The organism is Halobaculum saliterrae, assembly GCF_009831625.1.
Taxonomy (GTDB): domain Archaea; phylum Halobacteriota; class Halobacteria; order Halobacteriales; family Haloferacaceae; genus Halobaculum; species Halobaculum saliterrae.
The window spans coordinates 57,337-82,122 of record NZ_WUUS01000004.1 but is presented as its reverse complement, the minus strand read 5'-3'; the positions used below and the strand labels follow the sequence as shown (position 1 = coordinate 82,122).

Genomic DNA, 24,786 nt, shown 5'->3' with positions numbered 1-24,786 from the left:
CCCCGATTCTCACGAGTGAGTCCGACGGGTCGTGCGCGTCGTCACCACGGCTCGTTCTTCGCGCCGATCAGGTACGCGATGACGTTCGTGACGACGTGCAGGAGCGGCGTCGCGACGAGCACGACGGCGAGGCGTTCGAGCGTGAACGTCTCGAGCGTCCACGCGGGGGAAAGCACCAGCGCGAGCCCGAGCGCGCCGACGACGAAGTCGAGCTGGTCGAGCCCGGGGAAGGAGGCGCCCCGCTCGCGCCCCGACCGGCGCTTGAGGAACGAGGCGCCGATGTCGCCGAGCATCGCGCCCAACGCGAGCCCGAGCGCCGCCAGCGGCGGGAATCCCGGCAGGTCGACGCCGACGGCGGCGCCGGCGGCCCCGGCGACGGCGTTGAGCGCGAACGCGAGTGCGACGCCCACGAGCGTGCCGACGGCGGTGCCGCGCCACGTCTTGCCGTCGCCGAGCACGCGGCGGCCGTCCCACGTCCGCCCGCCGTCGATCGGGGCGCCCCCGCCCGCGAGCACGGCGGCGTTGTTCGGGACGTACGCCGGCAGCATCGCCCACAGCGCGCCCGCGACGAGTCCGACCAGTGCGGTCATCGAATGCGGCTGGTTCGCGTTCGATGTTAAGTGGGCGGGGTTCCGACGCGCCGGCGTGTGTCGAACGCCGTCGACCCGACCGGCGGCCCGGCGACGGCGTCGCGACGGATCCCCTGAACTCAAGACACGCGGGCGGCAAGCGTTGCCACCGACATGATCCCGCCCATCGCCAGCCGGTTCGTCGCGGGCGAGACGCCGGCGGCGGCGTTCGACCACGTCCGCCGCGCCAACGAGGACGGCGTGAAGGTGATCCTCAACCTCCTCGGCGAACACTACCACGACCGCGCGAAGGCCGACGCCGACGTCGAGGCGTACGCCTCCGTGATCCGAGACATCGGCGGAACCGATCTCGACGCCTGCGTCTCCGTGAAGCCCTCACAGCTCGGGATCGATATCTCCGACGGGGTGTTCCGCGAGAACTTCCGCCGGGTCGTCGAGGTCGCCGACGAGCACGGCGTGTTCGTCTGGTGTGACATGGAGGACGCCGACACGACCGACGCGACGCTCGACGCGTTCGAGACGCTGGCCCGCGAGTTCGACGGCGGCGTCGGGCAGTGCGTGCAGGCGAACCTGCGTCGCACCCGCTCGGACCTCGACCGGCTGGCGGACGTGCCCGGGAAGATCCGGCTCGTGAAGGGCGCCTACGACGAGCCCGAGTCGATCGCGTACACCGACAAGGCCGACGTGAACGAGGCGTACCGCGAGGACCTCGAGTTCCTGTTCAAGGAGCGCGACGACGGGATCGCCGTCGGCAGCCACGACCCGGCGATGATCTCGTTCGCGGCGGAGCTGGCGGCCGAGTACGACGCCGACTACGAGGTGCAGCTGCTCATGGGCGTCCGGGAGGACGAACAGCGGCGGCTCGCGAGCGAGGGCGTCGAGACCTGGCAGTACGCGCCCTACGGGGACAAGTGGCTCTCGTACTTCTCCCGCCGCGTGCGCGAGCGCAAGGAGAACGCCCTGTTCGCCCTTCGAGCGGTCGTCGGCGTGTGAGCGCCGTGTAGAAGGGCTGATATGGCCCCGTCCCCGAGTAAGGGACGAACTCCGAATGTCCACGTGGAAGCGCGACTTCGCGAGCGGGCTGGTCGTGATCACGCCGCTTCTCGTCATCCTCTTCGTCACCAACTGGTTGTACAACCTCCTGTCGGCGCTTCCGTTCGTTCCGACGATCACGCCTGAGAATCCGGACCCGCGATATCTCGCCGTCTACGAGTTCGCCGAGGTGATCACCGCGCTCGTGGTGTTCGTCCTGTTGGTGTTCTCCGCGGGGTACCTGATGCGAACGACCGCCGGGCGGCTCGCCGAGGGGGTCATCGACGACGCCATCAACCGCGTTCCGGGGCTCCGCGTAATCTACAACGCCTCGAAGCTGGCCGTAGAAACCGCGCTCACGGGGACCGAGGACCTCCAGACGCCCGTGAAGCTGGAGCCGTGGAACGGCATGCGAATGACGGCGTTCAAGACGGGCAAGACCACGGACGACGGTCGCGAGGTCGTGTTCATGCCGACCGCGCCGAACATCACCACCGGGTTCGTCATGGAGGTCGACCCCGACGACCTGCAGGAGACCGACGAGAAGGTCGAGGAGGCGCTCACCCGCATCCTCTCGGCCGGCTTCGGCGAGGGCGGGAATGGGGCGAAGGCCCCCGAGGAGACCGCTATCGGCGATATCGACGGCGTCGCCGGCGAGGACTGAGCGCCGGGGCACCGTTCGGTCGACGCTTCGCTCGCGGCCGGTCGAACCGAACCGTGAAGTACGCCCCCGGCGGTGCTCGGGACATGCACGACGGCCCGACCGACGGATCCGATCCGATCGACGCCGACCACGTCGAGCTCCTGCAGGCGTTCATCGAGAGCCACGGCTTCCTCTCGTGGCTCGATCTGACCGTCGAGGAGCTCGATCGCGGCCGGATCGTCATGTCCGTCCCGTACGACGAGAAGCTGATCAACCCGGGGTCGCCGGTGGGATCGGTCCACGGCGGCATCGCGGCGACGCTCGTGGACACCGCCTCCGGGTTCGCCCTGCGGTCGACGTTCGACGAGCCGACCACCGGGTCGCTGGCGACGACCGACCTCAACGTCACCTACCTCCGCCCCGCCACCAACGACCTCCGCGTCGAGGCCGAGGTGTTGCGAGCCGGCGGCTCGATGGGCTTCACCGACACGCTGGTCTCCAGCGTCGCCCCCGACGGCGAGCAGAAGGACGTCGCCGTCGGTCGGACCTCCTACCGGCTGTTCCGGGACGCCGACCGGGAGTAGGCGCCCGAGCAACCCTTTTGGGCCGGCCCGTCGAACCGTTCCCCGACCGGATGCACCGAGACGAGCCCGTCGAGTACGAGCCGACGAGCGTGAAGGCCGTGCTGGCCGAGATGAAGGACACCGCGGAGCTGCTCATCGACCTGTCGTACTCGGCGGTGCTGCACGGGAGCCCGGACCTCGCGGCGGAGGTGCTGGCGCTGGAGTCGCGGATGGACGTGCTCCAGTTGCAGGCGCGCATGAGCGTGATGATGGCCGCGCGCTCGCCCGAGGACGTGGAGGATCTGGCGCCCGTGCTGGGCGTCGTCGGCGCCGCCGAGAAGATCAGCGACGCCGCGGGCGACATCGCGAAGGTCGTGCTCGAGGAGGTGGGCCTCCCCGACGCGATGCGGGCGGCGCTGCCGGAGGCCGTCGAGACGCTCGTGCGCGTCCCCGTCGCCGACGACTCGCCGTACGTCGGCCGGACCCTCGCCGGCATCAACATGGAGACCGAGACGGGGGTGCGCGTCATCGCCGTCCGCCGCGAGCAGGCGACCGGCAAGGCCCGCTGGATCACCAACCCGGACCGCGAGACCGAGCTCCGCGCGGGCGACGCGCTGATCCTCCGGGGGTTCGACGAGGGACTGAGCGAGGTGTACGAGGCGGCCTCGGGGGAGGCGTACGAGCCCCCGGCGTCGCCCGAGCCGGCCGTCGCCGACCTCGAACGCGCCGTCGACTCCATCGTCCTGATGAAGAACATGAGCGAGCTCGCGGTCGATCTGGCCTACGGCGCCGTGCTGTTCGACAGCCGGGGCGTCGCCGAGGAGGTCGCCGAGCTGGAGGCGGAGGTTGACGCCCTGCAGTCCCGCTTCGAGGCGTGGACGCTCCGGGCGGCCGCCGGCGTCGACGACCCGGTGTCGCTGCGGGGGCTGGTCCACCTCGCGTCGGCGACCGAGGTGATCAGCGACGCCGCCCTCGAGATCAGCGAGGGCGTCCTCCGCGGGCTGGAGGCGCACCCGGTCGTCGCGGAGGCCGTCGAGGAGTCCGACGAGGTCATCGTCCGCACGGTCGTCGCACCGGAGTCGGGGCTCGCCGGTGCGACGTTGGGAGACCGCGAGGTGAAGACGGAGACCGGCATGCGCGTCATCGCCGTCCGTCGCGGTCGCCGGGAGGAGGGCGACGGTCGCGCCGACGAGGAGGGGGCCCGGGACGACCCAGCCGCCGCGGAGGACGGGAACGACGGCGAGACCCAAGACGAGGACGGCGAGTGGATCGTCTCGCCGGGAGCGGGAACGCGACTGCGCGTCGGCGACGTGCTCATCGCGAAGGGAACCCGCGCGGGCGCCGAGCGGTTCACGGCGCTGGCCGGGTCCCCCGAGGAGTTCGACACCAACTGAGACGGACTCACGGGCGTCGGGAGCCGACCGTGACGGCCGGGTCCGCTCGCCTCACGACGTCCTCGGCGGTCGCGCCGTCGTCCGCGGCCATCCGCACCGTGTGCTCGACGAGCACGTCGATCCGGAGCCGGTCGAGGAGACGAGGCAGCCAGAGGAACGCGAGCGTCGGGACGAGAACAGCACTCCAGTCAGCAGCGGCCGAACGACCGGACCGCCGGCGAGCACGACCATACGGATCGGTCACGTTTCGCACGAAGTCGACGGTTTCGGTGCCGAACCGACCCGTCGCTCAGGGCGCGTCGTCGGCGCGGAGAGCCCGGATCGCGGAGACGACCGTCAGCACCGAGACGACGAACAGCGTCGTCGCCGACGCGAGCACGAACGCGAGCAGGAGGAAGTAGCCGTCCGGGCCGAGCACCGGGTACTCGCGGGTGCCGCCCGCCGGCCCGAGCAGTTCGAGCGCCCGGACCGCGTACACGGCGACGGCGAGCGCGACGCCGACGACCGCCCCGACCGCCGCGTTGCGCTTCACCGACAACGTCTCCAGCAGCCCCGCGATCGGGGGACGGTCGGGACGCGACTCGGAGGGAACGGACCCGTCGGCGCCGTCGCGTGACTCCTCGCTCACGGTCGGTGTTGGCGCCCCCACCTCAAATCCCCATCGCCACGCGGCGTCGGGCGCCGACAGTCACGCGTCGATCCCTGGGGGCCGAGCGCTGGGTGTCCGCCATCGGACGATCCCGCAGCCGTTGACGGCATCGTTCATGTTAAATAGTGCCATTGTGCACGTCGCGACGCGAGGATGTCGACACACGACTCGTACCGGACAGGGGGGGATCGAGACCGCGACGACGACCCGGGAGACCTCCGGGTCGTCCACGTCGAGCCGGACGACGATTTCGCCGGGCTGGCGGACGCCTATCTCCGGCGGTCGTACTCCGGGATCGACGTCGTCAACGCGGACGGGGCCGACGACGCCGCCTCGGCGGTCCGGTCCGGAGCCGACGCCGTCGTCACCGACCACCGGCCGCCACTGACCGACGCCGCCGAGGTGGCGACCGCGGTCCATCAGGTCGAGACGGACGTCCCGGTCGTGGTGCTCTCGGGCGCCGTCGACGACCTCGATTCGGGGCCCGACGTCGCCGGGGCCGTGGCGAAACGGGACGGGCTCGACGCGCTCGATTCGGTCGTCGACCTCCTGTCGCGGGCGGTCGAGGCGGCCGACGGAGCCTGAGCGACCGCACTCGGGAACCGCGCCGACATCGCTCGGGCACCGGTCGTTCCGCTCCCCGATTGCTCACTCTTCACTCTCCGACCCGATTCGGTCGGTCCGCGATCCTGATCGCTGGGCGGTCACCCGTTCGAGTACGCCGCGAACTCTCGACCCTCCAGGAGGAAGTACGCCACGCCGACGAGTCCGACGGCCGTCGCGAGGGCGAACGCCGTCTCGGGCGAGCGCCCGTAGATCCAGCCGCCGACGAGGGCGCTCGGGATCGTGATCACGTTCCGAACGAGGTAGTAGGTCCCGGTGACCCGTCCGCCGGCGTCGGCCTCGGCCGGCCCGACGATGAGCGCCTTGTGGGCGGGGAGTCCCGCGAAGCGGAGCCCGGAGAACGCGAACATCGCCGCCAGCACCGTCGCGTCCGGCGGCGCGAAGATCAGCATCGCGGGGAACACGGCGTAGACGGCGAAGCCGAGCGCGACCACCGGCTTGAGGCCGACCGACCGCGCGAGCCGCGCGACCGGCACCATCGTGAGCAGGGCGACGGCCATCTCGACGCCGAGCAGGACGCCGAAGTACGCCTCCGGCGAGAGGTCGCCGACGACCGGGAGTGTCGCGCCCACGGCGAGCACGTCGACGACGACGCGCACGAAGAACACGTACACCATTCCGTTGGCGAACCGCACCAGCGTGTCGCCGACCAGCAACGGGCGGAGCGTGTCCGGGAGCGACCGGAGGTCATCGACAACCGAGGCGACGCCCTCGAAGGAGTCCCCGATGGAGTCGTTGGAGGCGTCGTAGAGGGCGAACTGCGCGACCGTTGCGATCCCCCCGACGACCGCCGCCCCCAACAACACGAGCCGAAAGCCCTCGGTGAACGCGTACGCCGAGAGGACGGCGGCGACGAGCAGCGGGCCGAGGAGAAACGCCGTCCGTCGGAACGTCTCGGTGGCCGCGAAGCCGGAGGCGAGTCGGTCCGCGGGCACGGACTGCTTCACGATCGCGAAGGTCGCGCCGAGGCCGAACGACTTCCACGCCTGTGAGAGGAACAGCCCCAGAAACACCATGACGACCGCGAGGTTCGTCGGGCCGACCGCCACGCTCCGGAACGGGTCCGCCGCCCACCACACGAGGAAGCCGAGCGTCGAGGCGAACCCGAACAGCGTGAGCGACGTGCGCGAGCCGAGGCGATCCGACAGCGCGCCGCCGGGGTACGGGAACACCGCCGAGACGAGGTTGCCGACGGATCCGAACGCCCCGAGCGCGAGGCTGGACGCGCCGAGCACCGCGAGGTACTGCGGGAGGTACCGGCCGGTCGCCTGAAAGCCGAGGCTGAACGCGAACATCGCCAGCGACAACACGAGCACGTCGCCGGGGAGCGCCCGGAGCTGCCGGAACGCGTCGAACGGGTCGGGGTCGGCGTCGTCGCCGGGGCGGTCGGTCCGCTCGTTGTCGCGACGGACGTCGGTCGGAGCACGGCCGTCGTCCGGCATTCGGGGTGCCTGCGAGCGGCGCCGACAAAACGGTACCGACGAGCGCGCGGCAGTCGTCGCCCGCCACACCCGCCGGACGGCAGACGTTGCCGCCGTCGGAGACAGCCGTCACCGGCCGACGGAACCTGAATTACTTTACCCGCCCCCGCGGAAGGAGTTCCCATGGGACTATTCGATCGGCTCCGCGGGGACGACGACCCGCGGGTCGCGTTCATCGGTATCGACGGGGTACCCCACTCGCTGCTCGCCGAACACCCCGACCGGTTCCCGAACTTCGCCGCGCTCGCCGACGAGGGATCGGCCGCCGCCATCGACTCGATCGTGCCGCCGGAGTCGTCGGCCTGCTGGCCGGCGCTCACGACGGGCGTGAATCCGGGCGAGACGGGCGTTTACGGCTTTCAGGACCGTGAGATCGGGAGCTACGACACGTACGTTCCGATGGGTCGCGACGTGCAGGCGACGCGCATCTGGGACCGGATCGCCGACGACGGCCGCGACGCGACGGTCCTGAACGTTCCGGTGACGTTCCCGCCCCAGCGCAACGTCCAGCGCATGGTCTCCGGGTTCCTCTCGCCGGGCGTCGACAAGGCCGCCTACCCCGACGACCTCCGGGAGTATCTGGAGTCGATCGACTACCGCATCGACACGAACGCGAAGCTCGGGCACAAGGACGACAAATCGGAGTTCCTCGACGTCTCCCACGAGACCCTCGACAGGCGGTTCGAGGCGTTCAGTCACTACCTCAAGCAGGACGACTGGGACCTGTTCTTCGGCGTCTTCATGACGACCGACCGGGTGAACCACTTCCTGTTCGAGGACTACGCCCGCGACGGCGAGTACTACGAGGAGTTCATGGAGTTCTACGAGAAGGTCGACGACTACGTCGGCGAGATCCGCGAGATGCTCCCGGACGACGTCACGCTCGTCGTCGCCTCCGACCACGGCTTCACCGTGCAGGACTACGAGGTCGAGATCAACCAGTGGCTCCAGGACGAGGGGTGGCTCTCCTTCGAGGACGACGACCACGAGGAGTTGAGCGACATCGACGACGACGCGCGCGCGTACTCGCTCATTCCCGGTCGTCTCTACATCAACCTCGAGGGGCGCGAGCCCCGCGGCTCGGTGCCCCAGTCCGACTACGAGGCCGTCCGCGACGAGCTGAAGGCCGACATCGAGTCGCTCGAGGGCCCCGACGGCACGCCCGTCGCCAAGCGCGTCGTCGAGAAGCAGGACGCGTTCCGCGGCGACCACGACGACATCGCGCCGGACCTGACGATCATCCCGAACCACGGGTTCGACCTGAAGTCGAAGTTCAAGCCGCACGACGACGGCGTCTTCTCGACGGGACCGCGCAACGGGATGCACAGCTTCGAGAACGCGACGCTGTTCGTCGACGACCCCGACGCGACCATCGCCGACGCGGACCTGTTCGACATCGCGCCGACGATCCTCGAGCTGATGGACGTGGACCGCGCCCGCGGCGACTTCGACGGCGCCAGTCTCGTCTGACTCGCCCGCGCGACCCGCTCGTCGCGGCCCGCGCGACCGCCTATCCGAAGTTCTCGACCTTCGCGTCGCCCGCGTATCCCGCCGCCTCCAGCGCCGCGACCGCCTCGTCGACGAAGTCCGCGAAGCCGTAGACGAACGCCTGCTCGCCGTCGGCGCCCGTCACCGCCGCCGCGACCGCGTCGGCGATGGGACCGTCGGCGATGACGACGCTGGCGCCTCGCTCGCGCAGGTCGTCGAGGCGCTCTCCGTGGGCCGGTTCGCCGTCCCGGTAGACGACGGCGGCCTCGTTCCCCGCCGCGAGCGCGGCCTCCGCGATGGCGACCGCGGGGCCGACGCCCGGGCCGCCCGCGAGGACGACCGCGCGCGACTCACCCTCGTAGTAGTCGTCGCCGAAGGGACCGGTCATCTCGATCTCGTCGCCCTCCGACAGCCCCGCGAGGTGTGCGGCGAAGTCGCCGCCGTCGAGGCCGACGGTCGTCTCGAAGGACCCCTCGGTGTCGGGCGAGGAGATCGTGTAGAACCGCGACTCCTCCTCGCCGCCGACGACGGCGGTGAACCGGACGAACTGTCCCGGCTTGCCGTCGAACCCGTCGGGCGAGTCGAGCGTCACCGCGACCGTGTCGGGACCGACCTCCGCGACCGACCGCACCGCGACTGTGGCGTCCATGCGGACCGGTTCCCGCGCCGGGTACCCGAACCTGTCGCTTCGGGAACCGGCAGTCGTCGCTCGTCGAATCGCCGTCGTACGCCTGTCGTAGCCGGGTCCGCGCGGCGACGGTCGACGCAATTACTGCCGGGGCGGGCGAAGGAACCGATCGATCGTCTGCTAGTTTGCCGATGTACGGCCGTCTATATGGACGTTCATACCACGATCTTCCGTATCGACAGAGGAACGGGCGGAAATCTGTTCTCACCCCATTCAGAAGGCTTTTCCACCGACCGCGGGAAGGAGTTACCAGTATGCCAGCGGACTTCAACTGGGCCATCGGCGGGGAGGCCGGCGATGGCATCGACTCCACCGGGAAGGTCTTCGCGCAGGCGCTCTCCCGGGCGGGTCGACACGTCTTCACGTCGAAGGACTTCGCCTCCCGGATCCGGGGCGGCTACACCGCGTACAAGGTGCGTACGTCCACGGAGAAGGTCCGGTCGGTCGTCGACCGGCTGGACGTCCTCGTCGCGCTCACCCCCCGAACGATCGAGGAGAACCTCGACGAGCTCCACGAGGGCTCGATCATCATCTACGACGGCGAGCGGACCACGATGGCCGACGTCGAGATCCCCGAGGGGATGATCGGGCTCGACGTCCCGCTCAAGAGCCTCGCCGAGGACGCCGGCGGCGCCGTGATGCGCAACGTCGTCGCGCTGGGCGCCGCCTGCGAGGCGACGAGCTTCGACATCGAGCACCTCGACTCCTCGCTGAAGAAGCACTTCGGCGGCAAGGGGCAGGCGATCGTCGACAACAACAAGCAGGCGGCCCGGCTCGGTCAGGAGTACGTCCGGGACAACTACCCCGACGCCGACCTCCAGTACGACCTGGAGACGACGGACAACGACTACGTCCTGCTCAACGGGGACGAGGCGATCGGCATGGGCGCCATCGCCGCCGGCTGCAAGTACTACGCCGGCTATCCCATCACGCCCGCGACGGACGTGATGACGTACCTGAAGGGTCGCATCGAGCAGTTCGGCGGCCACGTCGTGCAGGCGGAGGACGAGCTCGCGGCGATCAACCTCGCGCTCGGCGCCGCACGCGCCGGCGCGCGGTCGATGACCGCCACGTCCGGTCCGGGCATCGACCTGATGGCCGAGACGTTCGGCCTGGTGGCGACCTCGGAGACGCCGCTGGTCGTCGTCGACGTGATGCGCTCGGGGCCCTCGACGGGGATGCCGACCAAGCAGGAGCAGGGCGACCTCAACATGATGCTGTACGGCGGACACGGCGAGATCCCGCGGTTCGTCCTCGCGCCGACCACCGTCGAGGAGTGCTTCTGGAAGACCGTCGAGGCGTTCAACCTCGCCGAGAAGTACCAGACGCCGGTGTACCTCGCGGCCGACCTCGCGATGGCGGTCACCGAGCAGACGTTCGAGCCGGACGCGTTCGACATGGACGCCGTCGAGATCGACCGCGGCAAGGTCGTCGACGAGGAGTCCATCGCCGACCACCAGACCGAGTCGGGCGGGTTCAAGCCCCACGAGATCACCGAGGACGGCGTTTCACCGCGCGCGATCCCCGGAACCGAGGGCGGCGCCCACATGTCCACCGGGCTGGAGCACGACGAGCAGGGCCGCCGGACGGAGGACACCGAGATGCGCGTCGAGCAGGTCGACAAGCGCAACCGGAAGATCCAGACCGCCCGCGAGCGCGAGGACTTCTCCCCGCGGGAGTTCGGCGACCCCGACTCCGACAACCTCGTCGTCTCGTGGGGGTCCAACGAGGGGACGCTCGTGGAGGCGCTCGAGTTCCTCCAGGAGGAGGACATCGACGTGCGCATCCTCTCGGTTCCGTACCTGTTCCCGCGACCGGACCTCACGGAGGAGTTCGAGGCGGCCGACGACGTCGTCGTCGTCGAGTGTAACGCGACGGGGCAGTTCGCGGACGTCGTCGAGCACGACACGCTCCAGCGGGTGAAGCGGGTCAACAAGTACAACGGCGTGCAGTTCAAGGCGGACGAGCTCGCCGACGACATCAAGCGGACCCTGGCTTCGGGCCAGGAGGTGGAAGCATGAGTTCAGAGGTCAGGTTCACCGACTTCAAATCCGACAAGCAGCCCACGTGGTGTCCCGGGTGCGGCGACTTCGGGACGATGAACGGGATGATGAAGGCGCTCGCGGAGACGGGCAACGACCCCGACAACACCTTCGTCGTCGCCGGCATCGGCTGCTCGGGCAAGATCGGCACGTACATGCACAGCTACGCGATCCACGGCGTCCACGGCCGCGCGCTGCCGGTGGGCGCGGGCGTGAAGATGGCCAACCCCGACCTCGAGGTGATGGTCGCGGGCGGCGACGGCGACGGCTACTCCATCGGCGCGGGCCACTTCGTCCACGCCGTCCGTCGCAACGTCGACATGAGCTACATCGTGATGGACAACCGCATCTACGGGCTGACGAAGGGGCAGGCCTCCCCGACCAGCCGGGAGGACTTCGAGACCTCCACGACGCCCGAGGGGCCCCAGCAGCCCCCCGTCAACCCGCTCGCGCTCGCGCTCGCCTCAGGCGCGACGTTCATCGCGCAGTCGTTCTCCAGCGACGCCCTGCGTCACCAGGAGATCGTCCAGCAGGCCATCGAGCACGACGGCTTCGGCTTCGTGAACGTGTTCTCGCCGTGCGTGACGTTCAACGACGTGGACACCTACGACTACTTCCGCGACTCGCTGGTCGACCTGGCGGACACCGACTACGACCCGACCGACCGCGAGGCGGCCAAGGAGAAGGTCCTCGACGCCGACAAGGAGTACATGGGCGTCCTCTACCAGGACGAGAACTCGGTTCCGTACGAGGAGACGCACGGTCTCGACTCCAGCATGGCCGAGATCGACCACGAGGGCGCTCCCGAGGGCGCGACGGATCTCGTCCGGGAGTTCTACTGAACCTCCTTTAACGGGGTCCTCCTCGCCCGCTCGTCAACCCCCGCCAAAACCCGTTCATGATCGGAGTCCGCTCGCTCGCCAGCCTGTCGGCCGGCTCGATCGCGGTACAACCCCTCTGCGAACCGCGTCCGTAGGGAGTCGCTCGCGATGTGAGCGGAGAACGGGGTACTGCTCCGCGTCGAGGAATCCGTGCGAACCCCCGTTCGATGAGTCCGCGTTTCTCGAGCGGCCGACGGCGCACCCGCTCCAGCGATCGTCGCGACCGTCGCGAGCTATCGCTCCCGAACGACCACGAACTCCGCCAGATCGCGGAGGTAGCCCCGCGCGTCCGACTCGCCGATCCCGGCGGTCTCCAGCGCCTCCAGCGCGGCGTCGGCCTGATCGCGGGCGCGCTGGTCGGCCTCCTCGGGCGTGAGGTCCGTCACCTGAAGCAGCGACGGACGATCGACCGCCTCGTCGACGCCGGTCGGCTTGCCGAGCTCGTCGGCGTCGGCGGTCGCGTCGAGCACGTCGTCGCGGATCTGGAAGGAGACGCCGACGCGCTCCGCGTAGTCGCCGAACGCCTCGATCGTGAAGCCGTCGGCGCCGGCGGCGACGGCGCCGAGCTCGGCGGCCGCCCGGAACAGCGCGCCCGTCTTGCGGCGCGCGAGCGTCATGTACTCCTCCTCGTTCGTCGGCTTCGCGACGAGTTCCGTCGCCTCGCCCTCGCCCAACTCGACCATCGCCTCGGCGACGACCTGCATCGCCTGCTCGTCCGACGAGAACAGCGCGAACGCCTCGCCGAGCATCCCGTCCGAGCCGATGATGGCCGGGCCGTAGCCGAACTCCGCCCACGCCGAGGGCGTTCCCCGGCGCACGTCCGAGCGGTCGATGATGTCGTCGATGACCAGCGAGGCGTTGTGGACGAGCTCGACGCCGACCGCGAAGTCGACGGCCTCCTCGGGGTCGCCGCCGGCGGCCTCGCACGCGAGGAGCGTCACGGTGGGACGGACCCGCTTGCCGCCCGCCAGCACGACGTGTTCGATCTCCTCGGAGAGCTGCGGCGGGTCGACCGCTCCGGTCACCTCGGTGAGGCGCTCGTTCGCCATCGCGACCCGACGCTCCAGATACTCCATTGACCAGTGTTCGGGCCCGGGCGGAAAAGAGGGTACCGGATGGCGGTGACTGTCACGACCCGGAACCCCCACTGACTCATCCGGGCCGTTCGGGCCGTCCGGGACATCCGGACCGTCCGTCCGCGACGAATCCCCGCTCGACGGTTCGGGGAGGGGAAACACCCATACATCCCGTTTCCGTTCGTCTCGGTATGAGTTCCACCGAGAGAAGGACCGTCAGGGACGTGATGTCGTCGCCGCTGGAGACGATCGAGAGCGACGCGACGGTACAGGAGGCGGCTCGGACGATGCGGGAGAAGGAGATCAGCGCGCTGGTGGTCCTGACCTCCCCGCGGGCGATCGTCAGCAGCACCGACGTGATCGAGGCCGTCGCCGACGGCCGGAACGTCGCCGAGCTGCGGGTTGCGGACGTGATGACGACCGACGTCGAGACCGTCACCCCGGACCTCTACATGGAGGAGGTCGCCGAGATGATGACGACGTACGGCATCAAACACCTTCCCGTCGTCGACGACGACTACGTCGGGATGGTCTCCTCGACCGACGTCACCGCCTACCTCTCCTGATCGCACGGCGAGCGGCGGACCTCGAACGGGACGGATAGCGCGCCCCGGACGGGACGGATAGCGCGCCCCGAACGGGACGGCTATCGCGTCCGAACGGAACGGGAGGACGATAGCGCGCGCTCCTGGCGTGAGCAACGGGACCGCCGAGAACGGACGCGAGGAGGAAGCGATCGGGGCGCTACTCGAACTCCTCGATCAGCGCGGGAACCACGTCGAACAGGTCGCCGACGATCCCGTAGTCGGCGATGTCGAAGATCGGCGCGTTCGGGTCCGTGTTGATCGCGATGATCGTCTCGGCGCCCTTCATCCCGGCGACGTGCTGGACGGCCCCGGAGATGCCGATCGCGAGGTACACGTCCGGCGTGACCTGCTTGCCCGACTGTCCGACCTGCCGGTTCTTCGGCAGCCAGCCATTGTCGACGATGGGCCGGGACGAGGACATCGTCGCGCCGGTGACCTCGACCAGCTCCTCGATGAGTTCGAGGTTCTCCTCCTCCTCGATGCCGCGGCCGACCGACACGAGGAACTCCGCGTCCGCGATGTCCACGTCGCCGGCGCCGACCTCCTCGAACCCCTGAACGCGGGCGCCGGAGGCCGACTCGTCGAACTCGTACTCGAACGCCTCCACGGGCACGTCGGCCCGCTCCTCGAGGGCCGCCCACTCGCCGCCGCGGACGGTGACGGCGAACGGCTCCTCGCTCACCTCGACGGTCGTCTCGACCTTCGAGCCGTACATCTCGCGGGTCGCCTCCAGCCCGTCGTCGTACGCGAGGTCGACCGCGTCGGCGACCAGCGGGAGGTCGAGGCGGTTCGCCACCGCCGGCGCGTAGTCGAGCCCGTTGACCGAGTTCGGCATGAGGACGGCCGTCGGCGCGAGTTCCTCGAACAGCGCGGCGGTCGCGCCGGCGTACAGGTCGTGGTTGAACTCCTCGCCCGCCTCGACCGTGTGGATCGCGTCGACGCCCGCGAGCGAGAGGCGGTCCGCGAAGGCGTCCACGTCGCCGGCGATCACCGCGAGGTGGAGGTCGCCGTCGAGGTCGTCGGCCAGCTCCCGGCCGGCGCGGACGATCTCGAAGCTCACGTCGCGCACGGCGCCGCGGCGGTGGTCGGCGACCGCGAGCACGTCGCTCATTCCGACACCACCCCCTTCTCACGGAGCACGTCAGCCAACTGCCCGGCCTGCTCGTCGGCCGCCCCGTCGAGGTACGTCGCGTCCGACTCCGTCTCCGGCTCGTACATCCCGGTGCGCGAGATGGGCGAGGCGACCGCGTCGGCGTCGAGCCCCAGGTCCGCGAGTCCGAACTCGGCGATCTCCTTGCTCTGGGCCTGGCGAATGCCGCGGAGGCTGGCGTACCGAGGCTCGTTCAGCCCCGTCTGGATGGTGAGCACCGCGGGGAAGTCCACGTCGGTCAGTTCCTCGATGCCCCCCTCCAGTTCGCGGTGGACGTGCGCCATGGAGAGGTCGTCCTCGGTCTCCAGATCGTTGACGACCGCCGCCCAGTCGAAGCCGATCTCGTCGGCCAACGAGACGCCGGTGGCGCCGAAGCCGTCGTCGGCCGCCTGCACGCCGGAGAGCACGAGGTCGGGGTCCTCCTCCTCGACGACAGCCGCGAACAGCCGCGTCTTGGCCGCCACGTCGAGGTCGGCGGCGGCGACGTCGTCGTCCCACACGCGGATCGAGCGGTCGACGCCCTTCGCGAGCGCCATTCGTATCGTCTCCTCGGCGCGCTCGGGACCGATCGTCGCGGAGACGACCTCCACGTCGTCGTACGTCTCCGAGAGCTGAACGGCCGCCTCGACGGCGTAGTCGTCCCACTCGTTGAGGTCGTACTCGAGGTACTGCTCCCCGATGTCCGTCCCCTCGATCTCGAAGTCGTCGGCCGCCTCCGCGACCTCCTTGACCGTGACGAGGATCTTCATCGCGCAAGCCTTGCCACGGTCGGAGGTAAACAGTTTCGAAACCGCGGGCAACGGGCGACGCGTCGGTTGCGGTCGGTGGACCCCCGGGGTTACGACACGTCGTCGGGGGCGGAACCGCCGTTGAGAGCGTTGTCGTCGCCCTCATCGCCGTCGGCCCCGCCGCCGTCGGACAGCGAGATGAGGTTCTCGCGGCCGAGCCGCAGCTTCTCGACCCGTCCGTCGTCGGCCATCGCCGACAGTAGCTGCGACACCTTCGCGTCGGACCAGCCGGTCTCCTCCACGATCGCTCCCTGCCGCATCCGGCCGTCATGCTTCTCGAGGAGTCGTTCGACCCGTTCCTCGTCCGAGAGCAGTTCCAGCTCCTCCTCGGACTCGGAAGCGCCGTCGTCCGGCGCGGTCGTGTCGACCCCGGCGGCACCGGCGGCGACACCCGGCGACTCGCCGTGGTCTCCCGCTCGATCGGATCCCGTCCCCGTGGCTGCGCCGTCGTGGGTGCCGGAGGACGCCTCAGGCTCCCCACGACGGGACCCGTCGTCGGTCGGTTCCGTCCCCGTATCGGCGTCGGCGCTCCCGCCGGTGCCCGCGGGGGCGGCGTTCCCCCGGCGGTACACCAACACCACGACGGCGAGCAGCAGGACGACGCCCGCGCCCGCGAGCAGTTCGAACAGATACGACGAGTCGGTGGGCGGCGCTCCGCCGGGCTCGTATCGGACCGCGATGTCGCCGGCCTCGAACCGCTGTGGGCCCTCGGCGACGATCCGACGGTCGCTGATCGAGTAGCTGAACCGCGGTGACACGTCGCTCACGCCGTAGTCCGCGGGCGGCTCGATGACGAGTCGCTGCGACCCCGACAGCGAGCCGAACCACGTCCCGTTGTCCGGGGTCCGGAACGCGTCGCCGAGCGCGAGGACGCCGTCGTCGCCCGGTTCGAGGAACCCGGTCCAGGTGAACCGAAGCCGGAGGACGCCCGAGCGGTTCGTCAGCGTCGCCGTGCGGTTCACCCGCTCGATCGCCATCTCCCGTCCCGTCGCCTCCGAGGCGGCCTCCGCGGCGTTTCTGAACGGCTCGACCGTCGGTCCGCCCGTCGCGTCGCCCGCCTCGTATGAGCGGGCGTACTCCCGGAAGGCGTCGCGGTCGTTCTCGTCGTCGAGGGGGATCCGCGTCTCGACGGTCCACCGGGCGGAGCCGTCCTCTCGGAGGGAGACGGTGAAGTTCGTGCGCGGTGCGCCGACGGAGGAGGCGACCTGTGGGGACGCGCTGTCGGTCGCGGGAGCGATCGCTCGGGGACCGGCGTCGACCGCGCCGGTCGGCCGGTCCGCGGTCGCGAGGGGTGCCGCCGGCTGGACGGCCGCCGCGGCCGCCGCACTCGGGGCGACCGAGGCGAGAACGACGAGCGCGGCGAGGAGGGCGACGTACCGCATGCTGTGTATGCGACTCTTGGCGTTTTGGCAAAACCCTTTCCATCGGATGTCGCGATCGTGCCGCCAGCACCGACTTCTGGAGCCATCGCCGGTGTCCTCGCTCCCGTTCGCCGACTCGTCGCGATCGATCCGTCGGTGGCTGACGTCGGCGATCGTCGCGTACCCGACGCACGCGTCTCGCGTGTGGACGGTTTTTTATCCGGTGGTTCGCTACTGGCCTCCCATGCGAGCAATCCCCGTCCTCGTCGTGGTCCTCCTCGTGTCCGCCGGTGTCGGCGGCGCGTTCGCCGCCCCCGAGCGGGGCGGATCTGCGGGCGGGGCCGCCGTCGGCCCCTCCACGTCGCCGGCGGTCGGTCCGCCCGGAGCGTCCGCCTCGGCCCCCGAGACGGCCGTGGCCGCGATCAACGGCTCGGCGCCGATCCGCGTCCTCTCGCTCGGTGGGAACGGCAGCGTCGCCTCCGGAACCGACGTGGTGACCGTCGACGCGGGCACCGCGACCGCGTTCGGCGCGAACGCGTCCGCCGAGCGGATCGAGACGATCGCCCTCCGCAAGCGCGTCACGAACGCGACCACCAACGACGAACGCCAGATCCGCATCCTCGACGGGCTGAACGAGGTAGACAAGGAGGTCGTCACGCTCCACAGCCGGCACCGCGAGGCGATCGCCGCCTATCACGCGGGCGAACTCTCCGCGAGCGAGTTCCTCGTCGAACTGGCGCGGATCCGCGTGAGCGCCGCGGTGCTCGAGGAGCGGGTCCTCATGCTCGAGCGGCTCGCCGAGGGGACGGACGACTTCACGCTGGACGACAGTCGCATCTATCCCGTGGTGTACGACCTTCGCACGTTCGACGGGCCGGTCCGCTCGCGGACCGCCGCCGCGCTCGGTGGCGATCCCGGGGCGTCGACACGGGTGTACGTCGCGACGACCGAGTCGGGGATCGTTCTCTCGACGGTTGCCGACGGACAGTTCGTCCGCGAGGCGTTCCGCGGGGACCTTCGTGAGCGCGACGGCACGGGAATCGACGAGGAGACCGCCCAGAACGTCACGTCGCGGAGCTATCCCGAAGTGTGGGCCGCGACCGGCGGTTCGGTCGCGGGGCAGGGGTCGGGCGGGACGTTCCTGTTCGACCTCGCGTACCCGAACGGAACGCTGACCGCGTTCGTCGGAGGGGGAGCCGAGCGCGTGTTCATGGAACGACAGCGCGTCGACCTCGACGCGGTCTCCCCGGGCGAGTCAACCACGCGGACGCTCGATCTCACCCTGACGGTGAACCGGACGTTCCCCGGCGGCCCGCTTCGCGTCGCCGTCACCGACCCACGAACCGGCGAGTCCGTCGACGCGGTCGTGAAGATCGGCCGCGAGGGCGGCGAGAGCGTGGACGTCGGGACGACGGGCGACGACGGCGTCCTCTGGACCGTCTCCCCGCGCGGCGAGTTCGTCGTCACCGTCGTCGAGGTCGGCTCGACGGAGGTCTCCACGATCAGCGTCACGCCGACCGATCCCGTGACCGTCGAGGGGGCGTTCGACTCCTCGGACGGGACCGGTTCACGGAACGCCAGCGGGTGACAGCCCGCCTCGAACGGGGCGGTCCGGTCCGTCCCACGACGAGCGTTTATCACCGATGACGCGGACACTTCCCGTCGTCGATGGGGCGAGACACGTGCGGGGACCCGACCAGACGCCGATCGTCGACGGCCCCTGAGCAGCGAGCCGTGGCTGTCCCCGTCGGGGTCGCCCTACTGGTGCTCGTCACGGTCGCGCTCTCGGCGGCAGTGGGCGCCGCGACGCTGTCGGCGACGGAGGCGACACGCTCGGGCGACAGAACACAGGGAACGGTCGGGTCGGCGCCGCCGTCGGGACCGACCGCGGCCGTCGTCGACCTCGTCGTCACGGACGGGGCGATCACCCTCACGCACCGCGGCGGCGACACCCTCGACGTTCGCCGACTCCGCGTCGTGATCCGCGTCGGCGGGGAGCGCCTCCACCACCAGCCGCCGATCCCCTTCTTCGCCGCTCGGGGGTTCGAAAGCGGGCCGACGGGACCGTTTAACCACGCGAGCGATCACGCGTGGTCGGCCGGCGAGTCCACGACCGTGACGCCCGCCGGAACGAACCGCCCGGCGATCCGACCGGGGGTGAGCGTCGAGGTGTCGCTGTTCGTCGACTCACAACGACTGACGGTGACGACCGCGGTCGCCGGTTGAGGGCGGACGGTCGCTTCCGTCGCGTCAGTCGTCGTTCGCGTCGCTGTCCGCGTCGCGGTCCGCCTCGACGCCCGGATCGTCGGACGGGCCGTCCGACTCGGGTACCGTCGCGACGCTCGTGATCGCTCGCGGCGACCCGCGGTGGCGCTGCTGGATGAAGTGTCGGGTCTCCTCGAAGCCCGCCTCGCGGAACATCTCCTCCGCCTCCTCGGCGTCGTAGAACAGCATGATCGCGTCCGCGAGCTTCTGGAACACCCGGAGCTTCGGGTAGTCCGGACCGACGACGAGCACGGTTCCGCCGGGCTTGACGACGCGCCGGAACTCGCGGAGCGCGGCGACGGGGTCGGGCCAGTACTCGATGGATCCCGACGACCAGAGTTTGTCGAAGCTGTCGTCCTTGAACGGGAGTCGCTCGGCGTCGCCCATGTGGAAGCGGACCTTCCCGTGCTTGCCGAACTTGCGGAACGCCTGCTCGAACTGCCCGCGCGACTGGTCGAGCGCGTACACCTCGTCGACATGGTTGAGCAGCCCCTCGGTGGCGAATCCGGTGCCGGCGCCCACGTCGAGCACGCGGTCGTCGCGGTCGGCGTCGAACCACTCCAGCGCCTGGTTGCGCATCCCGTCGTCCCAGATGTATGGGTTGATCGTGTCGTAGACGCGCGAGAAGTACCGGTAGAACAGCCGAGCGTTGTCCTTGTCCTCGAGGATACCCATTGTGCTCGCGTTGGGGCGGGCCGGTCATAACCCCCACGGAACCCCGGGCGGCTCCCTCGCCGGCGACTCGGGGACGCCGGCATAGCCGACTACAAGTCACCCCGGGACGGATCGACCCCCATGAACCTCTCGGAGGCGACGTGGACGGAGGTCCGCGACGCCGACGTCGACGCCGCGCTGCTCCCCGTCGGGAGCACCGAACAACACGGCCCGCACGCTCCGCTGGGGACCGACGCGCTGACGGCGGCGGCCGTCGCCGAGGCCGCCGCCGACGAGTGGACGGACGCCGACGCGGGCGATTCGGACGATTCGGACGATTCGGACGATGCGGGCGACCGTGTCGCCGCGGGCGACCTCCTCGTCGCGCCCCCCGTTCACGTCGGGGTCGCCGAGGAACACCGCGCGTTCGACGGCACGCTGTGGGTGTCGCCGGACACGTTCCGCGCGTACGTCCGCGAGACCGTCGAGAGTCTCGCACACCACGGGATCGACCGCGTGGTCCTCGTCAACGGCCACGGCGGCAACGTGGAGGCGCTCGCGGAGGTCGCCCGGCGCGTCTCGCGCGACGACGCGACCGACGCCTACGCGGTGTCGTTCACGTGGTTCGAGGCGGTCGGCGAACACGCGAGCCGGATGGGCCACGGCGGCCCGCTGGAGACCGCACTGTTGCGCCACGTCGCGCCCGATCTCGTTCGCGAGGACCGCATCGAGGAGGGTCGCGACGGCGGGAGCCCGCGCTGGGGGGAGTGGGTTCGCGGGGTGAACCTCGCGCACGACAGCGACGAGTTCACCGGGAACGGCGTCGTCGGCGACCCCACGGGGGGGACCGCCGACCTCGGGGAGACGCTGCTCGATCGCGCGAGCGAGGCGCTGTGTGACGTGTCGCGGGCGATCGTCGAACGGGACCGCTGAGGTCGACGGAGACGAGCGGTTCGGGACGAGGCGACGGGAACTGGCGACCGAGAACGGGCGACCGGGAACGGACGCCAGGGATCGTCGACCGGGAATCGACGGCCGAACGGACGACTACGCCTCCGCCTCCTCGGCGTCGTCGGCGTCCGGGTCGACGCCCTCCGCGTGGGCGTCCTCGAGATCGCTTTTGATCTGTGGGACGACGCTCGTGAGGTCGCCGACCTGCTCGTGCGTCTCCTCGAGGGTCTCGACCAGTTCCTGCAGGTCCTCGATCTCCGCGGCGAGCTCCTCGTCGTCCTCGAACGCGCCGGCGCGCTCGCCGAGCACGTACTGTTTCTTCGCCTGTCGGAGCTCCTCGACGGCGTCGCCGGTGTCCAGCGCCGAGCGGAGGCCGTTGAGCGCGCCGAGAACGTTGTCCGCGTCCGTCTCCCAGACCGCGTCCGCCTCCGGAAGCGTCGCCTTCGCCGCGCGGAGGTGCGCCTCCACGTCGGTGCGCATCTCGTCGGCCGCTTCCCCGAACAGATCGTCGTCGTCGAAGGTAGACTGTGCCATGTCCGCGCGTTCGCCGGGGACCTTCTTAAGCGGTCGCCCGAAAGTGAAAGTGGAATCGACTGCGGCGCGGACCGAGCCGGTCGAATCCGACCCTCGTCGTCGCCACCGGAAGAGAGGAACCGACCCCCTCGGCGACACACCCGTGCGGTCACGCGTTCGGTCGCTCACACGTTCGGTCGCTCACTCGTCCCGATCGACGACCTCCACGAGCTTCATCAGCGGATAGCCGTCCTCCATCTCCATGCGGGTGCGGACGGTGATCCCGTCGTACGCGACGCGCATGTCGATCTCCATCAGGTGCCCCGACAGCTCGGTGTAGCCGTTCTCGTGGTCGATGTCGGCGGCGACCGCCTCGTCGTCGATGTCGACGGCCACCGACTCGCAGTACGGCTGGTTCTCGATCGACTCGGCGATCGCCGTCTCCAGCGAACGCGTGCTCCGCGGGGACACGGGCGTCCCCGCGAACTGGTGATACAGCGACCCGAACTTGATACCGGCCTCGAAACACGCCTGCTGGGCGTCGGTGGGCATGGTCGATCGTCGACGCGGTCGGGCAAAGGCGTACCGAGTGGCGGCGTGTGGACGTGCCGCACTGCGTCGGTGTGGCCGTTCCGCGATCGCTGCTGGGACGTGCGGACGGACGTTCGAGCGACTCCCCGAGCGACCTGTCAGTTCCGATGACAACACCGACCGAACCGTACCTTACTTACCCGCGCTCGGCGGAGACACGACCGAATGGACGAACCGGTACTGCTCACCGGGGCGGGCGGACGCGTCGGCCGCGCGATCCTGGCCGGCATCGGCGAGGCGTACGACTGGCGCCTCCTCGATCGCGAGCCGATCGGCGCCGACGCGCTGCCCGACGGCGTCACCGACGACGACGTGGTCGTCGCGGACGTGACCGACGAGGACGAAGTCCGGGAGGCCGCAGCGGGCGTCGGCGCGGTCGTCCACCTCGCCGGCGACCCCCGTCCGAACGCGCCGTGGGACTCCGTCCTCACGAACAACATCGACGGCACGCGGACGGTGTTCGAGGCCGCCGTCGACGCCGGCGTCGACCGGCTCGTCTTCGCCTCCTCGAACCACGCGGTCGGGGCATACGAGACCGACGACCGCACGCCCCACATGTACCGCAAGGACGACGAGTTCCGCCTCGACGGCTCGGAGCTTCCCCGCCCGTCGAACCTCTACGGCGTCTCGAAGGCGGCCGGCGAGACGCTCGGGCGCTACTACCACGACCACCACGACCTCTCGGTGGCGTGCGTCCGCATCGGAAACCTCACCGAGGGCCACCCGCCCAAGGAGTACGAACGCGGGCAAGCGATGTGGCTCTCCCACCGCGACTGCGCGCACCTCTTCGACCGCTGTCTCCTCGCGGACTACGGCTACGAGATCGTCTACGGCATCTCCGACAACGACCGCAAGTACTACTCCATCGAGCGGGCGCGGGAGGCGCTCGGCTACGACCCGCAGGACAACTCCGCGGAGTACACCTTCGACGGGGAACCGCGCGAGAGTGTGGAGGCGGACGGGCGGACGCCGCGGTAAGCGACCACGGTCGAGCCGTCAGTCCGGATCAGTTCTCGTCGAACCGGGGGTGCGTCCCGGCGACGGCGCGTCTGTACGCGTAGACGACCGCCCGGTGCACCTCCACGAGGATCACGACGCTCGCGACGATGACGCCCACCTGCAGGGGCGTCGAGAGCAGGCCCAGCGAGACGATGAGGGTCGTCGCACACGCGGGGGCGTGGTTCGTGTCGGTGGCGACCATCGCCCAGCTCGTCGCCACGATCGAGAGCACCCCGCTCGCGGCGAGTCGGAGGCCGTCCGGGGAGAACGCCCCCGGCGTGGCCGTGATCGCCACGCCGTCGGCCAGGAGCGTGTACGCGAGGAGTCCGGCGACCCCGCCGATGACGTGGCTCCCGACGATACGGTAGATACGGGTTCGTTCGCCCCGACGCTCGAACGCGAGGACGAACGCCGAGGGCCCGAGGCTGGGGAAGACGAACGGCTGGCCGCTGGCCCACGCAACGAGTCCGAGCACCAGGAACAGCATCCCCGCGTACAGGCTCGTTCCCGTTCGACGTCGGTTCACGTCTTCCCGCCGTGTGCGTCGGCTGAAATCCCTGTCGTGTTCGGACCGCTCGGGCGGATCCGGGCGAGCGGCCGAGCGAGCCCGGCTCGATCAGAACAGCCCCTCCACGTCCTCCTCCTTGCGGCGTTCCTTCGCCACCAGCCCCGTCAGGCGGTCGAACACCAGTCGCCGCTCCTGAGGCTCCTCGACGCGCAGCAGGTCGAACAGCAGCGCCGCGAAGCGTGATCGGCCCGCCCGCTCCTCCTCGCGGGCGAACCGCGCCGCGTCGGCGACGGCGTCGGCGTCGAGGCCGTGCTCCTCCGCGAGCGCCTCAGCCGCGAGTCCGGCGGCCTCCAGCGACAGTGCCTCGGGAGCGATACGGCCGTCGTCGTACGGCAGCGGCGGCTCGGGCGCGCGTTCGACGCGCTCGGGGTCCGCGGATAGACGGGCGAGGGCGGTGCGCGTGTCGGCCACGTCGACGCCGCGGTAGTCGTCGGGCACGTCGGCGAGATACCCCCGAGCGCTCTCGGCGAGGCCGACCGCGCCCGACCAGTTCCGGTCGCGGGCGTGGTACTGTGCGGCGGTGAACTGGATCAGGCCGTGGAACAGCGCCTCGTCCCGAACGACGGCTTCGGGGGTGTCGCCGGCGGCGGTCGTGTCCTTCAGGTCGAGCCAGACGGCTTCCCAGGGGTCGTGGGCGGCGTGGAACTCGCCGACCGTGTAGAGGGCGATGCCGGCGCGGAGCGCCGCGACGCGTGCGGACTCCTCCGGGGCGTCGCTGGTGGTCACAACGAACCTCGGGCGGGCGGGCGTTTCAGTCTGTCCGTGGCGGCGGCTCGTTCGCCGCCCAGATCTCCGCATATAGACTCGAAGTCGGCGCGGACGACTCGGTTCGCTCGTCGTCGTTGCGCCTTGAAAACGTCCGGACGGAGTTCACGTGAGCGGTGCGCGGTCGAACGCAGTGAGACCGTGACCGTGAACGGGGAGCGAAGCGACCCGTGAACGAGCGAACGTGAACCGGCCGGTCGTGACTGAACGAACGAAGTGAGTGAAGGAACGTCCGGACGGAGATTTGAACTCACTCACTTCGCTCGCTATCGCTCGCTCGTTCGCTGCCCAAATCTCCACATATAGACTCGAAGTCGGCACGGACGACTCGCTTCGCTCGTCGTCGTTGCGCCTTGAAAACGTCCGGACGGAGATTTGAACTCCGGTCCCTGGCTCCGCAAGCCAAGAGGATAGTCCACTACCCTACCCGGACTCGATTCAAC

The 24,786-nt window shown here is 70.1% G+C and carries 27 protein-coding genes and 1 tRNA gene; 13 read left to right on the top strand and 15 right to left on the bottom strand.

From position 1 onward, the window contains the following. Window positions 1-41: 41 nt before the first annotated feature. Entirely contained in the window at window positions 42-590 is a 549-nt protein-coding gene (locus tag GRX01_RS07225) for a CDP-2,3-bis-(O-geranylgeranyl)-sn-glycerol synthase (protein ID WP_159665022.1), read from the bottom strand. A gap of 153 nt (window positions 591-743) precedes the next feature. Here GRX01_RS07225 and GRX01_RS07220 point away from each other — a divergent pair, with 153 nt between their 5' ends. The 4 genes from GRX01_RS07220 to GRX01_RS07205 all read left to right on the top strand — a co-directional run bounded on the left by GRX01_RS07220 (window position 744) and on the right by GRX01_RS07205 (window position 4,222). Further along, window positions 744-1,583, top strand: coding sequence for a proline dehydrogenase family protein (locus tag GRX01_RS07220; protein ID WP_159665019.1), 840 nt, complete (start codon window positions 744-746; stop codon window positions 1,581-1,583). A gap of 55 nt (window positions 1,584-1,638) precedes the next feature. Further along, the gene (locus GRX01_RS07215) at window positions 1,639-2,286 is read left to right on the top strand and encodes a DUF502 domain-containing protein (protein WP_159665016.1); all 648 of its coding nucleotides are present in this window, start codon (window positions 1,639-1,641) and stop codon (window positions 2,284-2,286) included. A gap of 83 nt (window positions 2,287-2,369) precedes the next feature. Then, window positions 2,370-2,849, top strand: coding sequence for a PaaI family thioesterase (locus GRX01_RS07210; RefSeq protein ID WP_159665013.1), 480 nt, complete (start codon window positions 2,370-2,372; stop codon window positions 2,847-2,849). Between the two features lie 50 nt (window positions 2,850-2,899). Further along, window positions 2,900-4,222 (top strand): potassium channel family protein, encoded by a 1,323-nt coding sequence (locus GRX01_RS07205; RefSeq protein ID WP_159665010.1) that lies wholly within the window; start codon window positions 2,900-2,902, stop codon window positions 4,220-4,222. Between the two features lie 7 nt (window positions 4,223-4,229). On the opposite strand, the gene GRX01_RS07200 is transcribed toward GRX01_RS07205, so the two are convergent. Further along, a complete protein-coding gene (locus GRX01_RS07200) occupies window positions 4,230-4,466 on the bottom strand; it encodes a hypothetical protein (RefSeq protein ID WP_159665007.1) in 237 nt (78 codons plus the stop codon). Between the two features lie 45 nt (window positions 4,467-4,511). Next, the gene (locus GRX01_RS07195) at window positions 4,512-4,850 is read right to left on the bottom strand and encodes a DUF7536 family protein (protein WP_321167952.1); all 339 of its coding nucleotides are present in this window, start codon (window positions 4,848-4,850) and stop codon (window positions 4,512-4,514) included. 174 nt (window positions 4,851-5,024) lie between these two features. Here GRX01_RS07195 and GRX01_RS07190 point away from each other — a divergent pair, with 174 nt between their 5' ends. Next, window positions 5,025-5,456, top strand: a complete 432-nt coding sequence (locus GRX01_RS07190) for a hypothetical protein (protein WP_159665004.1) — start codon at window positions 5,025-5,027, stop codon at window positions 5,454-5,456. A gap of 119 nt (window positions 5,457-5,575) precedes the next feature. Here the strand turns inward: GRX01_RS07190 and GRX01_RS07185 are convergent, their stop codons facing one another. Beyond that, window positions 5,576-6,937, bottom strand: coding sequence for an MFS transporter (locus tag GRX01_RS07185; RefSeq protein ID WP_159665001.1), 1,362 nt, complete (start codon window positions 6,935-6,937; stop codon window positions 5,576-5,578). 162 nt (window positions 6,938-7,099) lie between these two features. Between GRX01_RS07185 and GRX01_RS07180 the strand changes: the two genes are divergently transcribed. Next, window positions 7,100-8,446: an alkaline phosphatase family protein gene (locus GRX01_RS07180; RefSeq protein WP_159664998.1), complete on the top strand. Its 1,347-nt coding sequence runs from the start codon at window positions 7,100-7,102 to the stop codon at window positions 8,444-8,446. Window positions 8,447-8,486: 40 nt separating this feature from the next. Here GRX01_RS07180 and GRX01_RS07175 read toward each other — a convergent pair whose 3' ends face one another. Then, on the bottom strand, window positions 8,487-9,113 hold the full coding sequence (locus GRX01_RS07175; RefSeq protein ID WP_159664995.1) for an FAD-dependent oxidoreductase: 627 nt from the start codon (window positions 9,111-9,113) through the stop codon (window positions 8,487-8,489). 293 nt (window positions 9,114-9,406) lie between these two features. Between GRX01_RS07175 and GRX01_RS07170 the strand changes: the two genes are divergently transcribed. Continuing rightward, window positions 9,407-11,173, top strand: coding sequence for a 2-oxoacid:acceptor oxidoreductase subunit alpha (locus GRX01_RS07170; protein WP_159664992.1), 1,767 nt, complete (start codon window positions 9,407-9,409; stop codon window positions 11,171-11,173). Beyond that, window positions 11,170-12,036 (top strand): 2-oxoacid:ferredoxin oxidoreductase subunit beta, encoded by an 867-nt coding sequence (locus GRX01_RS07165; protein ID WP_159664990.1) that lies wholly within the window; start codon window positions 11,170-11,172, stop codon window positions 12,034-12,036. Before GRX01_RS07170 ends, GRX01_RS07165 begins: the two co-directional genes overlap by 4 nt. Before the next feature lie 272 nt (window positions 12,037-12,308). Here the strand turns inward: GRX01_RS07165 and GRX01_RS07160 are convergent, their stop codons facing one another. Continuing rightward, the gene (locus GRX01_RS07160) at window positions 12,309-13,151 is read right to left on the bottom strand and encodes a polyprenyl synthetase family protein (RefSeq protein WP_159664987.1); all 843 of its coding nucleotides are present in this window, start codon (window positions 13,149-13,151) and stop codon (window positions 12,309-12,311) included. 191 nt (window positions 13,152-13,342) lie between these two features. On the opposite strand from GRX01_RS07160, the gene GRX01_RS07155 reads away from it, so the two are divergent. After that, a complete protein-coding gene (locus GRX01_RS07155; RefSeq protein ID WP_201289537.1) occupies window positions 13,343-13,717 on the top strand; it encodes a CBS domain-containing protein in 375 nt (124 codons plus the stop codon). A gap of 178 nt (window positions 13,718-13,895) precedes the next feature. Here GRX01_RS07155 and GRX01_RS07150 read toward each other — a convergent pair whose 3' ends face one another. The 3 genes from GRX01_RS07150 to GRX01_RS07140 all read right to left on the bottom strand — a co-directional run bounded on the left by GRX01_RS07150 (window position 13,896) and on the right by GRX01_RS07140 (window position 17,058). Continuing rightward, window positions 13,896-14,849: an electron transfer flavoprotein subunit alpha/FixB family protein gene (locus tag GRX01_RS07150; RefSeq protein WP_159664985.1), complete on the bottom strand. Its 954-nt coding sequence runs from the start codon at window positions 14,847-14,849 to the stop codon at window positions 13,896-13,898. Further along, complete coding sequence (locus GRX01_RS07145) at window positions 14,846-15,637, bottom strand: electron transfer flavoprotein subunit beta/FixA family protein (protein WP_159664982.1); 792 nt, start codon at window positions 15,635-15,637, stop codon at window positions 14,846-14,848. Before GRX01_RS07145 ends, GRX01_RS07150 begins: the two co-directional genes overlap by 4 nt. Window positions 15,638-15,726: 89 nt before the next feature. Further along, the gene (locus tag GRX01_RS07140; RefSeq protein ID WP_201289536.1) at window positions 15,727-17,058 is read right to left on the bottom strand and encodes a helix-turn-helix transcriptional regulator; all 1,332 of its coding nucleotides are present in this window, start codon (window positions 17,056-17,058) and stop codon (window positions 15,727-15,729) included. A 223-nt stretch (window positions 17,059-17,281) separates the two neighbouring features. Between GRX01_RS07140 and GRX01_RS07135 the strand changes: the two genes are divergently transcribed. Further along, window positions 17,282-18,625: a DUF7096 domain-containing protein gene (locus tag GRX01_RS07135; RefSeq protein ID WP_159664979.1), complete on the top strand. Its 1,344-nt coding sequence runs from the start codon at window positions 17,282-17,284 to the stop codon at window positions 18,623-18,625. Window positions 18,626-18,705: 80 nt separating this feature from the next. Further along, complete coding sequence (locus tag GRX01_RS07130; protein WP_233740930.1) at window positions 18,706-19,263, top strand: type IV pilin N-terminal domain-containing protein; 558 nt, start codon at window positions 18,706-18,708, stop codon at window positions 19,261-19,263. Window positions 19,264-19,287: 24 nt separating this feature from the next. Here GRX01_RS07130 and GRX01_RS07125 read toward each other — a convergent pair whose 3' ends face one another. After that, a complete protein-coding gene (locus tag GRX01_RS07125) occupies window positions 19,288-19,977 on the bottom strand; it encodes a methyltransferase domain-containing protein (protein WP_159664977.1) in 690 nt (229 codons plus the stop codon). 120 nt (window positions 19,978-20,097) lie between these two features. Between GRX01_RS07125 and GRX01_RS07120 the strand changes: the two genes are divergently transcribed. Next, window positions 20,098-20,889, top strand: a complete 792-nt coding sequence (locus GRX01_RS07120; protein ID WP_159664974.1) for a creatininase family protein — start codon at window positions 20,098-20,100, stop codon at window positions 20,887-20,889. Between the two features lie 114 nt (window positions 20,890-21,003). Here the strand turns inward: GRX01_RS07120 and GRX01_RS07115 are convergent, their stop codons facing one another. Together GRX01_RS07115 and GRX01_RS07110 are read right to left on the bottom strand one after the other, a co-directional pair. After that, complete coding sequence (locus GRX01_RS07115; RefSeq protein ID WP_159664972.1) at window positions 21,004-21,441, bottom strand: DUF5790 family protein; 438 nt, start codon at window positions 21,439-21,441, stop codon at window positions 21,004-21,006. Between the two features lie 180 nt (window positions 21,442-21,621). Continuing rightward, complete coding sequence (locus tag GRX01_RS07110; RefSeq protein ID WP_159664969.1) at window positions 21,622-21,972, bottom strand: dihydroneopterin aldolase family protein; 351 nt, start codon at window positions 21,970-21,972, stop codon at window positions 21,622-21,624. Between the two features lie 204 nt (window positions 21,973-22,176). Between GRX01_RS07110 and azf the strand changes: the two genes are divergently transcribed. Next, the gene (gene azf / locus GRX01_RS07105; protein WP_159664967.1) at window positions 22,177-22,989 is read left to right on the top strand and encodes an NAD-dependent glucose-6-phosphate dehydrogenase Azf; all 813 of its coding nucleotides are present in this window, start codon (window positions 22,177-22,179) and stop codon (window positions 22,987-22,989) included. 28 nt (window positions 22,990-23,017) lie between these two features. Here azf and GRX01_RS07100 read toward each other — a convergent pair whose 3' ends face one another. The 3 genes from GRX01_RS07100 to GRX01_RS07090 form a co-directional block, all read right to left on the bottom strand. Continuing rightward, a complete protein-coding gene (locus GRX01_RS07100) occupies window positions 23,018-23,497 on the bottom strand; it encodes an HPP family protein (RefSeq protein WP_159665711.1) in 480 nt (159 codons plus the stop codon). Window positions 23,498-23,626: 129 nt separating this feature from the next. After that, window positions 23,627-24,304, bottom strand: coding sequence for a DUF309 domain-containing protein (locus GRX01_RS07095; RefSeq protein ID WP_321167951.1), 678 nt, complete (start codon window positions 24,302-24,304; stop codon window positions 23,627-23,629). A 399-nt stretch (window positions 24,305-24,703) separates the two neighbouring features. Further along, window positions 24,704-24,776: transfer RNA gene (locus GRX01_RS07090), tRNA-Arg, on the bottom strand. Between the last annotated feature and the right edge of the window lie 10 nt (window positions 24,777-24,786).